Below are 13043 nucleotides of genomic sequence, written 5' to 3'. Positions count from 1 at the left end.
CACTTATGCCTCTCCTGCCTGTGTTGTCTCTGCGACCGGTGCCTCGGCGACTGCGATGAAGACGTTCTTGGTCTCGGTGAAGTGTTCGGGCGCGTCGGGGCCCAGTTCCCGGCCCAGCCCGGATTGTTTGAAGCCACCGAAGGGGGTGTTGTAGCGGACCGAGGAATGCGAGTTGACGCTCAGGTTGCCCGCCTCCACCGCGCGTGAGACCCGCAGCGCCCGGGACACGTTCTCCGTCCAGATCGACCCGGACAGTCCGTACTCGGTGTCGTTGGCCAGTGCGATCGCGTCGGCTTCGTCCTCGAAGGGCAGGACGGTGACGACGGGGCCGAAGATCTCCTCGGTCACGGTGCGGTCGGTGCGCGCGGGGGTCAGCACGGTGGGCGGGAACCAGTAGCCGGGCCCGCTCGGCGCCGACCCGCGGAAGGCCACCGGCGCACCCTCGGGCACGTAGGCGGCCACCGACTCCCAGTGCGGCCGGGAGACCAGCGGCCCCATCTCGGTGGCGCGGACGGTGGGGTCACCGACCACCACTGCCTTGACGGCGGGTTCCAGCAGTTCCATGAATCGGTCGTAGACGTTGCGCTGCACCAGGATCCGGCTGCGCGCACAGCAGTCCTGGCCGGCGTTGTCGAACACCCCGTAGGGCGCCGTGGCCGCGGCTCGTTCCAGATCGCAGTCGTCGAAGACGATATTGGCGCTCTTGCCGCCGAGCTCGAGGGTGACGCGTTTGACCCGGGCGGCCGCGCCGGCCATCACCTTCGTGCCCACCTCGGTGGAACCGGTGAAGACGACCTTGCGCACCCCGGGATGGGTGACGAAGCGCTCCCCCACCACCGAACCGCGGCCGGGCAGCACCTGGAAGAGGTCGGCCGGAAGCCCCGCCTGCACGGCCAGCTCACCGAGACGGATGGTGGTCAGCGGCGTCCATTCCGCCGGTTTGACCAGCACCGCGTTGCCGGCGGCCAGCGCCGGGGCGAACCCCCACGCCGCGATGGTCATGGGGAAGTTCCACGGGGTGATCACCCCGACGACGCCGAGCGGCTCGTGGAAGGTGACGTCCAGCCCACCGGCCACCGGGATCTGCTTGCCCGACAACCGTTCCGGGCTGGCCGCGTAGAAGTTCAGCACGTCGCGGACATGGCCGGCCTCCCATTCCGCCGAGCCGACGGGGTGCCCGGAGTTGGCCACCTCCAACGCCGCGAGCTCCTCGATGTGCGCGCCCACCACGGCCGCGAAGGAGCGCAGCGCCTCGGCGCGCTCGGCGGGCGCGCCGCGCGCCCAGCGCCGCTGGGCCGTCCGGGCCCGGGCCACCGCGTCGTCGACGGCGGCCACGTCGAACTGCTCGACGTGGCGCAGCACCTCCTCGGTGGCGGGATTGATCACGGCGGTCGAACTCATCGCGCCCTCCTGGTCGCATAGCCGGTCGCGTAGCTGCGGGCGGCCTCCACCACGCCGGCGAACAACCTCAGGTCGTCCAGCCGCTGCTCGGGATGCCATTGCACGGCCACCACCCAGTCCTCGGGATAGGCCTGCGGATCCAGTTCGACGGCCTCGACCACACTGTCGGCGACGTCGACGGCGCTGACCACCAGCCCGCGACCGAGCCGGTCGATCGCCTGATGGTGGTAGCACTCGGCCTCGGTGGTCGCGCCGACCAGCTCGGCCACCCGGGTTCCGGGCACCGTGCTCACCGTGGAGGTGGTGAACACCGCGTTGCCGGCCTGGTGGCGGGTGTGGCCGAGGACGTCGGGCAGGTGCTGGGTCAGGGTGCCGCCGAGTGCGACGTTGATGACCTGCGCGCCGCGACAGATCCCCAGCACCGGCATGCTGCGGGCCAGCGCCCCGCGCAGCAACGCGAACTCCCAGGTGTCGCGGTCGCGCGCCGGCTCGTCGGTGGCCCGGTGCTTGACGTGCCCGTAGGCGGCGGGGTCGATGTCTCGGCCCCCGGCGATCACCAGTCCGTCCAGACCGTCGAGCAGACGTTCGACGACGTCGTCCTCCACCGGCTGTGGGGGCAGCAGCGTCGCGATGCCGCCGGCCAGGGTGACACCGTCGATGTAGATCGCCGGCAGGAATCCCGCCTGCACGTCCCATACGCCGGTCTGGGCCTGCTGCAGGTAGGTGGTGACCCCGAGCACCGGGCGCGGGGGCACCTGATGGCCGAGGTCAGAGCCGTTCAAACCCACGAACCCTCTCCCAATCGGTGACCGCGGAGTTGAACGCCGACAGTTCGACCCGGGCGTTGTTGAGGTAGTGCTCGACGATCTCGTCCCCGAACGCCGCCCGCGCGACCGCCGAGTTTCCGAACAGCTCGGCGGCCTCGGCCAGGGTCGTCGGCAACCGGTCGGCTCCGCTGAGGTAGGCGTTGCCGGCGGCGGCCGGCTCCAGCTCCAGCCCCTCGTCGATCCCGTGCAACCCACCGGCGATCAGCGCCGAGACGGCGAGGTAGGGGTTGACGTCGCCACCGGGCGCCCGGCATTCCATCCGCATCCCGTGGCCGTGGCCGACCACCCGAAGCGCACAGGTCCGGTTGTCGATGCCCCAGGCGATGGCGGTGGGTGCGAAACTGCCGTCGACGAATCGCTTGTAGGAGTTGATGTTCGGCGCGTAGAACAATGTCAGCTCACGCAGGGTGGCCAGCTGGCCCGCCACGAAGCTGCGGAACATCGCCGACATTTCCAGCGGCTCGGCGCGATCGGCGAAGACCGCCGAGCCGTCCCGCCCACGCAACGAGATGTGGATATGGCAGCTGTTGCCCTCCCGCTCGTCGAACTTGGCCATGAAGGTCAGCGATTTGCCGTGCCGATCGGCGATCTCCTTGGCACCGTTCTTGTAGATCGTGTGGTTGTCGCAGGTGACCAGCGCGTCGTCGTAGCGGAAGGCGATCTCCTGCTGGCCCAGGTTGCACTCCCCCTTGACGCCTTCGCAGTACATCCCGGCACCCTCCATGCCGAGCCGGATGTCGCGGAGCAGCGGCTCCATGCGCGTCGAGGCCAGCATCGCGTAGTCGACGTTGTAGTCGGTGGCCGGCGTCAGGTTGCGGTAGCCCGCCCGCCAGGCGTCGCGGTAGGTGTCGTCGAAGACCATGAACTCCAGCTCGGTGCCCACGAAGGCACCCAGATTGCGCTCGGCGAGCCGATCGAGCTGGCCGCGCAGGATGTTCCGCGGGGCGGCCACCACCGCCGCACCGGAATCCCACGACAGATCGGCGAGCACCAGCGCCGTCCCGGGCAGCCACGGCAGCAACCGCAGCGTGGCGAAGTCCGGTGTCATCACCATGTCGCCGTACCCGGTGTCCCAGCTGCTCATCGCGTACCCGTCGACGGTGTTCATCTCCACGTCGACGGCCAGCAGATAGTTGCAGCATTCGGCCCCGTGGGCGGCGACGTCCTCGACGAACAGCCGAGCCGAGACCCGTTTGCCGGTGAGCCGGCCCTGCATGTCGGCGAACGCCACGATCACGGTGTCGATATCCCCGGTCGCGACGAGCTGTTCCAGCTCGCCACGTGAGAGCTTGCCCGTGCGTGGACTCATCGATCCTCCTACCCAATCCCCGGAGCCGATCCGGGGGCCGATCCCCGACCCGGCCCTGCAGCCGATTCTGAACACAAACAACGAGAGGTGTCGGCAAGTCAACCATTGAATGCCGTCTCACAGCAGGCTCACAGCCCGTATTTACAGCATCTTCATCGCCAAAGGTAGGACAGCAGACCATTGTCATCTTATTGTCTGACCCCAGGAGATGCAGCGCACTCCACCGGGCGCGCTGTCCGGGAACCTTGGATCAGGAGAACCGCCAATGGCCGAAGAGCGACGGACGACCTCGGGGGTCACCTACACCTCCGCGGGTGCGGACTACTTCGAGAAACGGACCCTGCTGCGCACCGCCGGGTTCTGGGGGCTGTGGGGCATCGGTGTCGCCGCGGTCATCTCCGGCGACTTCTCGGGCTGGAACTTCGGCATCGGCGAGGCCGGCTGGGGCGGCCTGGGCATCGCCGCGATCGTCATCATCGTCATGTACTTCGGGATGCTGTTCTCGATCGGCGAGATGTCGGCGGCCATGCCGCACACCGGCGGGGCCTACTCCTTCGCCCGCGCGGCGATGGGCCCCTGGGGCGGCTTCGTCACCGGCTTCGCCGAGTCCATCGAGTACGTGTTCACCACGGGCGTGGTGGTCTACTTCTCGGCGAGCTACGCCGACGCGGTCACCAGCGACCTGTTCGGCCTGTCGATGCCCGGCTGGGTGTGGTGGATCATCCTCTACGCCATCTTCGTAGGGCTGAACTCCTGGGGAGCCGAGATCTCCTTCAAGTTCGCCATCGTGGTGGCCGTCGTGTCGGTCGGCATCCTGGTGCTGTTCGGCATCCTGGCACTGGCCAACGGTGCCGTGGACTTCGGCCGGCTCTTCGACATCGCGCCGGATCCGGGAGCGGCCGGCTCCAGCACGTTCCTGCCGTTCGGCTGGCTCGGCATCCTCTACGCCCTGCCGTTCGCGATGTGGTTCTTCCTGGGCATCGAGGAGTTGCCGCTGGCCGCCGAGGAGGCCCACAACCCCAGCCGTGACATTCCCAAGGCCGGTATCTGGGGCATGATCTCGCTGGTCGCCTGCGCGGCGATCGTCTACTTCCTCAACCCGGCGGTGACCGGCGCCGAGGCCCTGGGCGCCTCCGACGAGCCGCTGCTGGACGGTTTCCGGGCGTTCCTGCCCAGCGGCTGGGCCGCCATCCTCTCGGCGTTCGCGCTGATCGGCCTGCTGGCCAGCCTGCAGGGCATCATGTACGCCTACGGCCGCAACCTGTACTCGCTGAGCCGGGCCGGCTACTACCCGAAGGTGCTGTCGCTGACGGGCAGCCGCCAGACCCCCTATGTGGCGCTGACCGCCGGCGCGGTGATCGGGTTCGTCGCCCTGCTGATCGTCAACTTCAACGAGGGCGCCGGCGACGTGGTGCTCAACATCGCGGTGTGGGGCGCCGTCCTGGCCTACATGCTGCAGATGGTGTCGTTCGTGTTGCTGCGCCGCAAGTTCCCCACCGCGCGCCGCCCCTGGATCAGCCCCACCGGCAACGCCGGGGCCATCGTGGCCTTCGTCATCGCGGCGGTCACCTTCGTCGCGGTTCTGGTCAATCCGGCCTACCGGCCGGCGGTGATCACGATCGTCATCTTCTACATCGTCGGGCTGCTGGTCTTCGGCCTCTACGGACGGCACCGGCTGGTGCTCTCGCCCGAGGAGGAGTACGCGGTGACCGGCGGCCTGCACGGCTACGACCCGGAGTCGGAGGGGCTGGGCGGCACGATCGAGGACGAAATCCTGAAAGGTCACACAGACTAGCCGGGTCATACAGACTGGACAGGGCTCCGCAGCACCGCGGGTCACGTCACGATCACGGCCACCTTCCCAGGCCCTCCGCGAGGATGGGTCCCGCGCCCCTCGTGCCACCGCGCCGAGGGGCGCGGTCGTGTCGCCAAGACCCGGACCGCGACCCGCAGACGGCCCGGACACGGCCCCGACACGGCGCATTGGTGCCGCCCTCGACACCCCCCGACCCGCGGCCGATGTGCCCCGTCGGTGCTGGTGGTGGCCGGTCTGGGCCGGGGCGCGCGCGGGCCCGACCCGAACGTTTCTCGGCGGCCCCGCGCCCGAGACGAGATACTTCGATAGGGTCGAACACGTGTGTGGAGCCACCGGCGAGGTCCGCCTCGACGGCCGAGTCCCTGAAATCGCCGCCGTGGCGGCGATGGCCTCCGTCATGGAGCCGCGCGGTCCCGACGCCGCCGGCGTCTGGTCGCAGGGACGGGTCGCGCTTGGTCACCGGCGCCTGAAAATCATCGATTTGTCCGAAGCCGGTTCACAGCCCATGGTCGACGCCGACCTGGGACTGTCCATCGCCTGGAACGGCTGCATCTACAACTATCCGCAACTGCGTGCCGAGTTGATCGAGGCGGGTTACCGGTTCTTCTCGCACAGCGACACCGAGGTGCTGATCAAGGCCTACCACCGCTGGGGCGACCGCTTCGTCGACCGCCTGCAGGGGATGTTCGCCTTCGCCATCGTCGAGCGGGACAGCGGTCGGGTGCTCCTGGGCCGCGACCGGCTCGGGATCAAGCCGCTGTACATCACCGAGGACAGCCGCCGCGTCCGGTTCGCCTCCTCGCTGCCGGCGCTGCTGGCCGGCGGCGGCGTCGACACCCGCATCGACCAGCTGGCACTCAACCACTATCTGACGTTCCACTCGGTGGTCCCGCCCCCACTGACCATCCTGCGCGGGGTGCGCAAGGTGCCGCCGGCCACGCTGATCGCCTTCGAGCCCGACGGCCGGCGCACCACCACCCGGTACTGGACCCCGGACTTCACCCGCCACGACGACCGCAGCGACTGGTCGGAGAACGAGTGGGAGGACGCGGTGCTCGATGCGCTGCGGCTGGCCGTGGAGCGGCGCCTGGTGGCCGACGTCCCGGTGGGGTGCCTGCTGTCCGGCGGAGTGGACTCCAGCCTGATCGTGGGTCTGCTGGCCGAGGCCGGCCAGACCGGGCTCAAGACCTTCTCCATCGGCTTCGAGTCGGTCGGCGGCGTGGCCGGCGACGAGTTCGTCTACTCCGACGTGGTGGCCGAGCGGTTCAACACCGATCACCACCAGATCCGGATCGACACCGCGCGCATGCTTCCCGCGCTCGACGGGGCCATCGGGGCGATGAGCGAGCCGATGGTCAGCCACGACTGCGTGGCCTTCTATCTGCTGTCCGAGGAGGTCGCCAAGCACGTCAAGGTGGTGCAGTCCGGCCAGGGCGCCGATGAGGTGTTCGCCGGCTACCACTGGTATCCCCCGATGGGCGAGCCCGATGCGGCCACCCTGGAGGGATCGCTGGCGGCCTACCGCGCGGCCTTCTTCGACCGGGACTCTGCCGGGGTCGGTGCCCTGATCAACCCCGCGGTCGATGCCGCGCGGGCCACCGACTCCGACCCCAGCGCACAGTTCGTCAGGGAGCATTTCGCCGCGCCGGGCGCGCAGACCGGAGTGGACCGGGCGTTGCGGCTGGACACCACCGTCATGCTGGTCGACGACCCCGTCAAGCGTGTCGACAACATGACGATGGCCTGGGGTCTGGAGGGCCGGGTGCCCTTCCTCGACCACGAACTGGTCGAGCTGGCGGCCACGTGCCCGCCGGGCCTCAAGACCGCCCACGGCGGCAAGGGTGTGCTCAAGGAGGCCGCCCGGAAGGTGATCCCGTCCGAGGTCATCGACCGGCCCAAGGGGTATTTCCCGGTTCCGGCGCTGACCCACCTGGAGGGCCCCTACCTGGACATGGTGCGCGACGCGCTGTTCTCGCCGGCGGCCAAGGAGCGCGACCTGTTCCGGCCCGACGCGGTGGACCGGCTGCTGGCCGACCCGAACGGCAGGCTGACCCCGCTGCGCGGCAACGAACTCTGGCAGCTGGCGCTGCTGGAGCTGTGGCTGCAGAAGCACGGAATCACCGGGCCGGCGGCATGAGCGAGGAGCCCGACGAGCAGATCGTCGCGAACTCCGTCGCAAACTCGGAGGCCATCACGATGGGCCTGCACGCCGCCTCACCGCAGGCCATGGTCGATGCGATGGCCAAGAACGTCGAGCTCGAACTCGGCTGGGGCCGGCTGATCTTCGGGCAGACCTTCGCCGATCCCGTCGAGCTCGCCGAGACCCTGCGCCGCGAGGCGCCGGGCCGGCGCGACATCTGTATCTACGCCCGCGAATCCCATGTGCTCGTGGCGATGGCGCCCCACGAGCTGTTCATCGATCCCAGCCACACCTACCGGATGCGGTTCATCGAGAGCTACCGGCCCCCGCCGCCGGCGCCCGGCATCACCGTGCGCCCGCTGCGCAGCGTCGCCGACGCCGACGCCATCAACCGCGTGTTCGTGCGTTGCGGCATGGTTCCGGCCCCCAGCGAGGTGATCTGGGAGAACCACCTGCACAACACCGCCGTCGACTACCTGGTGGCCACCCGTGACGACGACGACAGCGTGATCGGCACCGTCACCGGCGTCGACCACGAGCGCCTGTTCGCCGATCCCGAGCAGGGCTCCAGCCTGTGGACACTGGCGGTCGACCCGGGCGCCGGGCTGCCCGGTGTCGGCGCGGCGCTGACCAATGCGCTGGCCGAGATCTTCCGCGCGCGCGGCCGGGCCTACATGGATCTCTCGGTGGCCCACGACAACTCGGCGGCGATCGCCCTGTACGAGAAACTGGGATTCCAGCGGGTGCCGGTGCTGGCGATCAAGCGCAAGAACGCCATCAACGAGCCGCTGTTCACCCCGGTGCCCGAAACGGTCGACGACCTCAACCCCTACGCCAGGATCATCGCCGACGAGGCCTCGCGGCGCGGCATCCGCGTGGAGGTGCTCGACGCCGAGACCGGGGAGATGCGGCTCTCGCACGGCGGGCGGTCGGTGGTCACCCGGGAGTCGCTCTCGGAGTTCACCTCCGCGGTCGCAATGGCCCGCTGCGACGACAAGCGGCTGACCCGGCGCATCGTCACCGAGGCCGGGGTGACGGTGCCGCGCGGCCGACTGGCCACCTTCGATCAGGGCGACCACGACTTCCTCGCCGAGGTCGGCGATGTCGTGGTCAAGCCCACCCGTGGGGAGCAGGGCAAGGGCATCACCGTCGGGATCTCCGGCGACGACGAGCTCGACGCCGCCCTGGCGCGCGCCCGCGAGCACTACCCCGAGGTGCTGATCGAACAGCGGGCCGAGGGCGACGATCTGCGGTTGGTGGTGATCAACGGCAAGGTCGTGGCCGCCGCGCTGCGGATGCCCGCCGAGGTGGTCGGCACCGGCAAACACACCATCCGGGAACTCATCGAGGCGCAGAGCCGGCGCCGCTCCGCGGCCACCGGCGGCGAGTCGATCATCCCGATGGACGCGGTCACCGAGGGCACCGTGCACGAGGCCGGATGGACGATGGACGACATCCTGCCCGAGGGGCAGAAACTGCGGGTGCGCCGCACGGCGAACCTCCACCAGGGCGGCACGATCCACGATGTCACCGCCGATGTGCACCCCGAACTGTGCAGGGTGGCGGTCACCGCCGCGGAGGCGATCGGCATTCCGGTGACCGGAATCGATCTGCTGGTGCCCGACATCACCCGCGACGAGTACGTGTTCGTCGAGGCCAACGAGCGTCCCGGCCTGGCCAACCACGAGCCGCAGCCCACGGCCGCGGCCTTCGTCGACTTCCTCTTTCCGGGCCAGCCGGGTCTGCCGCAGCCCTGGACACCCGAGCACGCGCAGGCGCACGCCACCGAGACCACGTAGGCGGATGCCGGCGGCGGCGCGCGCCCGTCTACCAGGTGCTGGTGCGCAGCACGATCTCCGCGGCCAGCTGGGCGGTCGACTCCGCGGCGTTGCGTCGGGCCAGCAGGTCGACCAACCGGAAGTCGGCGTACACATAGCGTTGACTGGCCCGGGCGGCGGCGCGTGCAGCGGCACCACTGACCAGCACGGTGGTGTTCAGCTCGACCGGCGGGCAGTCCTTTATCCGTGCGACACCCGAACCGTCGGGCACACACGGGTGTCCCCGATCGACGGCGATCAGCCCGGTGAAGCGGTCCAGCCGGGTGGCCGCCAGCTCCCAGGCGGTCTCCGCTCCCGCCCGGTCCCCCACCAGCGTCGCCCACCGCACCCCGACGGTGTCGAGCACACCGATGATCGACTTGGCGTTCAGCCGGGGATCGGAGGCGACGACGACGGTCCGCAGTGAGGCGGTGTGCAGTCTCGCGCAGACCGGCTCGTAGGCCGACACGGCCAACTGGGCGGCAGCAAGCAGCACAACGACGGGCCCCTTCTCCGGGCCGGCGATGTCCACCGGGATGGGGAATCCGTCGACGGTGGGGATCATCGTCGCGGGCACTTTGACAAGCTACCCAAACCCACGGCGGCAGGGAGGGTTTTCAGCGCTCGGACCTCATCCGGTGGGTCTGTTGACCGAAGACGTCCAGGAATGTCTGGGGCAGCGTCCCTTTGACCGGAATCGAGGAGTCTTCGGTGGGGAACGCGATGCCGAACACCGCCAGCGAACCGACGTTAGCGAAGGCCATGACGATGCTGCTCCGGCTGCCCGACAGCTCCATCGTCTGCTGGTAGGTCAACGCCTGGTCCTCGGAGGGCAGCTTGGTGGTGGTGATCGGAATGCCCGGCGAACCCTGGTCGAAGAAGGTGATGAAATGCTCACAGCGGGCCGCCTCGGCCGCCAGCCGGTCCAGATCCAGGTGCCAGGACAGCACCGTCATCACGATGCGCGCACCGTCGTAGGAGACGCTGTACTTCAGGGCGCTGCCCGGACCACGCTCGGCCGAACGGGCGATCACCTCGGTCAGCGCGTTGCTGCAGCCCGCCGGGCGCGACAGCATCGGCGGCGGCCCGCCGGCGCCGTCCGGGGTGTCGGGGTCTTCGACCATCCGTTGGTAGCGCACGCCCGGCGGGAAATCACCCTGCGTCAGCGCCACCCGGTCCAGGGTGGCCCCGGGCCAGGTGGCGGTGCCCGAGACGGTGGTGGAGCACCCCCCGACCAGAACCACCGCGGCCACGGTGGCGACCGCCAGGATCGCCAGCGCGGCCAGTCGCCCCCGGATCATGTCTCCAGATTACCGACCAGCCGCGACACCGTTCTCGACTCGATGACCGGTCGCGGCGGCGCACCGCCGCCGTCGAGAAGGCCGAGCACGGCCCGCAGGTCCAGGTGCGCGGTCACCAGGTCGGCCATCAGGTCGATCTGGGCGTCGCGGGCCGCCGGGACGTCGGTGTCGTCGGCGACGACGAAGTCGCGCAGGCCGGCGGCGGCGGCCGCCTCGGTCAGCCAGCGCCTGCGCACCGCGTTGTTGTCCAACAAGCCGTGCCAGTGGGTGCCGAAGACACCGCCCCGGCGCACGCCGACGCCGAGCCAGTCCTCGGCCTCACAGCGAGTCACCTGGCCGTGGTGAATCTCATAGCCACTCAACGGATCCTCGTGGTGAGCCAGCGTCTTGACTTCGGCGAACTCGATGTCGGCGTCGATCAGGCCCAGCCCGTCGACCCGACCGCTGCGGGATTCCACGGAATCCTCGATGCGCCGGCACAGCATCTGGAAACCCCCGCACACACCGAGCACGGTCCCGCCCGCGGCGGCGTGCTCGGCGACCCCGTCGGCCAGCCCCCGCGAGCGCAGCCAGTCCAGGTCCGACACGGTGGCCTTGGAGCCGGGGAGGACGACGACGTCGGCGTCGGCCAGCGCGGCCGGGTCGCTGACCCAGCGCACCTGTACGCCGGGTTCACAGGCCAGCGCCTCGACATCGGTGGAATTGGACAACCGTGGCAACCTGACCGCGGCCACCCGCAGGCGCTGGGATCCCCGCGGCGGCCGGGGTATTCCGATGACGCGGTTGGCGACCACCGACAGCGAATCCTCGGTGTCAAGCCACAGATCATCGGCGAAGGGCAGCACCCCGTAGGTGGGCCGACCGGTCAGCTCCGCCAGGCGCTGCAGTCCGGGGCTGAGCAACCCGGGGTCGCCGCGGAACTTGTTCACCACGAAGCCCGCGATCAGCGCCTGATCCTCGGGTTCGAGCACGGCCAGGGTGCCGAACAGGTGGGCGAGCAGCCCGCCGCGGTCGATGTCGCCGACCACGATCACCGGCAGGCCCGCCGCCCGGGCCAGGCCCATGTTGGCCAGATCGGTGGCCCGCAGGTTGATTTCGGCCGGGGAACCCGCCCCCTCACAGATCACCGCGTCGAATTCGCTTCGCAGCGAGGACAAGTCCTCGGCGACCACCCGCGAGAGGTGGTCGCGGTGGGTGAAGTAGTCGCCGGCGCGCACGGTCCCGGCGACGACGCCGCGCACGACCAGTTGTGAGGAGCGGTCACTGCCGGGCTTCAGCAGGATCGGGTTGAACCGCACACTGGGCGCCAGCCCCGCCGCCCGCGCCTGCATCGCCTGCGCGCGACCGATTTCCCCGCCGTCGACCGTCACGGCCGAGTTGTTGCTCATGTTCTGCGCCTTGAACGGCGCCACCCGAATGCCCTTGCGGCGCAGCGCCCGGCACAGTCCCGCCACCACCATCGACTTGCCGGCGTCGGAGGTGGTACCCGCCACCAGCAGGGCCCCGCCGCGGGGATCCATCAGACGGTGGTGAGGATCTCGGCGCCCTCGTCGGTGACCACCAAGGTGTGCTCGAACTGCGCGGTCCACTTCAGGTCCCGGGTCGCCACGGTCCAGCCGTCGTCCCAGATCCGGTAGTCCAGCGATCCCAGATTGATCATCGGCTCGATGGTGAACGTCATTCCGGGTTCCAGGACCGTGGTCACGCTCGGCTGGTCGTAGTGCAGGACGACCAGGCCGTTGTGGAAGGTGGTGCCGATCCCGTGTCCGGTGAAATCGCGAACGACGTTGTAGCCGAACCGGTTCGCGTACGCCTCGATGACCCGGCCGACGACCGAGAGTTGGCGTCCGGGCTTGACCGCCTTGATCGCGCGCATGGTGGCCTCGTGGGTGCGTTCGACGAGCAGCCGGTGTTCCTCGGAGACGTCGCCGGCCAGGAAGGTGGCGTTGGTGTCGCCGTGCACGCCGTCGATGTAGGCGGTGACGTCGATGTTGACGATGTCACCGTCCCCGATCACCGTCGAGTCGGGGATGCCGTGGCAGATGACCTCGTTGAGCGAGGTGCAGCAGGACTTCGGGAACCCCTTGTAGCCCAGCGTGGACGGGTAGGCGCCGTGGTCGACCATGTAGTCGTGGGCGATCCGGTCCAGGTGGTCGGTGGTGACGCCGGGGGCCACGGCCCTGCCCGCCTCGGCGAGCGCTCCGGCGGCGATGCGCCCGGCCACCCGCATCTTCTCGATCACCTCGGGTGTCTGCACCCATGGTTCGCTGCCCTCGTTCACCGTCGACTTCCAGGCGTACTCCGGGCGCTCGATGGCGGCGGGCACCGGCAGCGTCGCGGAGACGACACCGGGACTGAGGGCGGCGCGAACTGGCATGACTACAGCGTAGTCGGGAGAACCGAAATCTCCGATTGGGAGAGGACTGCTACCG

General features: G+C 69.6%; 10 protein-coding genes. 3 read left to right on the top strand and 7 right to left on the bottom strand.

Annotation, left to right across the window (positions count from 1 at the left end; translation table 11 throughout):
• Positions 1-3: 3 nt before the first annotated feature.
• Genes CSR00_RS16685 through CSR00_RS16675 form a run of 3 tightly spaced genes read right to left on the bottom strand, consistent with a single transcriptional unit; the run spans position 4 to position 3537 of the window.
• The gene (locus CSR00_RS16685) at positions 4-1401 is read right to left on the bottom strand and encodes an aldehyde dehydrogenase family protein (RefSeq protein ID WP_099023533.1); all 1398 of its coding nucleotides are present in this window, start codon (positions 1399-1401) and stop codon (positions 4-6) included.
• Positions 1398-2183: a gamma-glutamyl-gamma-aminobutyrate hydrolase family protein gene (locus tag CSR00_RS16680; protein WP_245906143.1), complete on the bottom strand. Its 786-nt coding sequence runs from the start codon at positions 2181-2183 to the stop codon at positions 1398-1400. Before CSR00_RS16680 ends, CSR00_RS16685 begins: the two co-directional genes overlap by 4 nt.
• A complete protein-coding gene (locus tag CSR00_RS16675; protein WP_099023531.1) occupies positions 2170-3537 on the bottom strand; it encodes a glutamine synthetase family protein in 1368 nt (455 codons plus the stop codon). Before CSR00_RS16675 ends, CSR00_RS16680 begins: the two co-directional genes overlap by 14 nt.
• Positions 3538-3802: 265 nt before the next feature.
• On the opposite strand from CSR00_RS16675, the gene CSR00_RS16670 reads away from it, so the two are divergent.
• The 3 genes from CSR00_RS16670 to ngg all read left to right on the top strand — a co-directional run bounded on the left by CSR00_RS16670 (position 3803) and on the right by ngg (position 9292).
• A complete protein-coding gene (locus CSR00_RS16670) occupies positions 3803-5332 on the top strand; it encodes an amino acid permease (RefSeq protein ID WP_099023530.1) in 1530 nt (509 codons plus the stop codon).
• 340 nt (positions 5333-5672) lie between these two features.
• A complete protein-coding gene (locus CSR00_RS16665; protein WP_099023529.1) occupies positions 5673-7490 on the top strand; it encodes an N-acetylglutaminylglutamine amidotransferase in 1818 nt (605 codons plus the stop codon).
• A complete protein-coding gene (ngg, locus tag CSR00_RS16660) occupies positions 7487-9292 on the top strand; it encodes an N-acetylglutaminylglutamine synthetase (protein WP_099023528.1) in 1806 nt (601 codons plus the stop codon). The genes CSR00_RS16665 and ngg overlap by 4 nt, the downstream gene beginning before the upstream one ends.
• Positions 9293-9320: 28 nt before the next feature.
• On the opposite strand, the gene CSR00_RS16655 is transcribed toward ngg, so the two are convergent.
• From CSR00_RS16655 to map, 4 genes are read right to left on the bottom strand one after another with little or no spacing between them, the layout of a single operon-like run.
• Positions 9321-9875: an alpha/beta fold hydrolase gene (locus CSR00_RS16655; protein WP_099023527.1), complete on the bottom strand. Its 555-nt coding sequence runs from the start codon at positions 9873-9875 to the stop codon at positions 9321-9323.
• A 52-nt stretch (positions 9876-9927) separates the two neighbouring features.
• A complete protein-coding gene (locus tag CSR00_RS16650) occupies positions 9928-10611 on the bottom strand; it encodes a hypothetical protein (RefSeq protein ID WP_099023526.1) in 684 nt (227 codons plus the stop codon).
• Positions 10608-12131, bottom strand: coding sequence for a cobyric acid synthase (locus CSR00_RS16645; RefSeq protein ID WP_099023525.1), 1524 nt, complete (start codon positions 12129-12131; stop codon positions 10608-10610). Before CSR00_RS16645 ends, CSR00_RS16650 begins: the two co-directional genes overlap by 4 nt.
• A complete protein-coding gene (gene map, locus CSR00_RS16640) occupies positions 12131-12988 on the bottom strand; it encodes a type I methionyl aminopeptidase (RefSeq protein WP_099023549.1) in 858 nt (285 codons plus the stop codon). Before map ends, CSR00_RS16645 begins: the two co-directional genes overlap by 1 nt.
• Positions 12989-13043 lie beyond the last annotated feature (55 nt).

It is taken from the genome of Mycolicibacterium palauense, from assembly GCF_002592005.1.
Lineage (GTDB): Bacteria > Actinomycetota > Actinomycetes > Mycobacteriales > Mycobacteriaceae > Mycobacterium > Mycobacterium palauense.
The sequence above is the reverse complement of the archived record's forward strand: the minus strand, read 5'-3'. Positions and strand labels throughout refer to the sequence as shown.

Coding starts and splice junctions, on each gene's coding strand:
- ngg (WP_099023528.1), top strand. CDS start 7,487: ATGAGCGAGGAGCCCGACGAGCAGATCGTCGCGAACTCCGTCGCAAAC.
- CSR00_RS16645 (WP_099023525.1), bottom strand. CDS start 12,131: ATGGATCCCCGCGGCGGGGCCCTGCTGGTGGCGGGTACCACCTCCGAC.
- CSR00_RS16685 (WP_099023533.1), bottom strand. CDS start 1,401: ATGAGTTCGACCGCCGTGATCAATCCCGCCACCGAGGAGGTGCTGCGC.
- CSR00_RS16655 (WP_099023527.1), bottom strand. CDS start 9,875: ATGATCCCCACCGTCGACGGATTCCCCATCCCGGTGGACATCGCCGGC.
- CSR00_RS16670 (WP_099023530.1), top strand. CDS start 3,803: ATGGCCGAAGAGCGACGGACGACCTCGGGGGTCACCTACACCTCCGCG.
- CSR00_RS16675 (WP_099023531.1), bottom strand. CDS start 3,537: ATGAGTCCACGCACGGGCAAGCTCTCACGTGGCGAGCTGGAACAGCTC.
- map (WP_099023549.1), bottom strand. CDS start 12,988: ATGCCAGTTCGCGCCGCCCTCAGTCCCGGTGTCGTCTCCGCGACGCTG.
- CSR00_RS16650 (WP_099023526.1), bottom strand. CDS start 10,611: ATGATCCGGGGGCGACTGGCCGCGCTGGCGATCCTGGCGGTCGCCACC.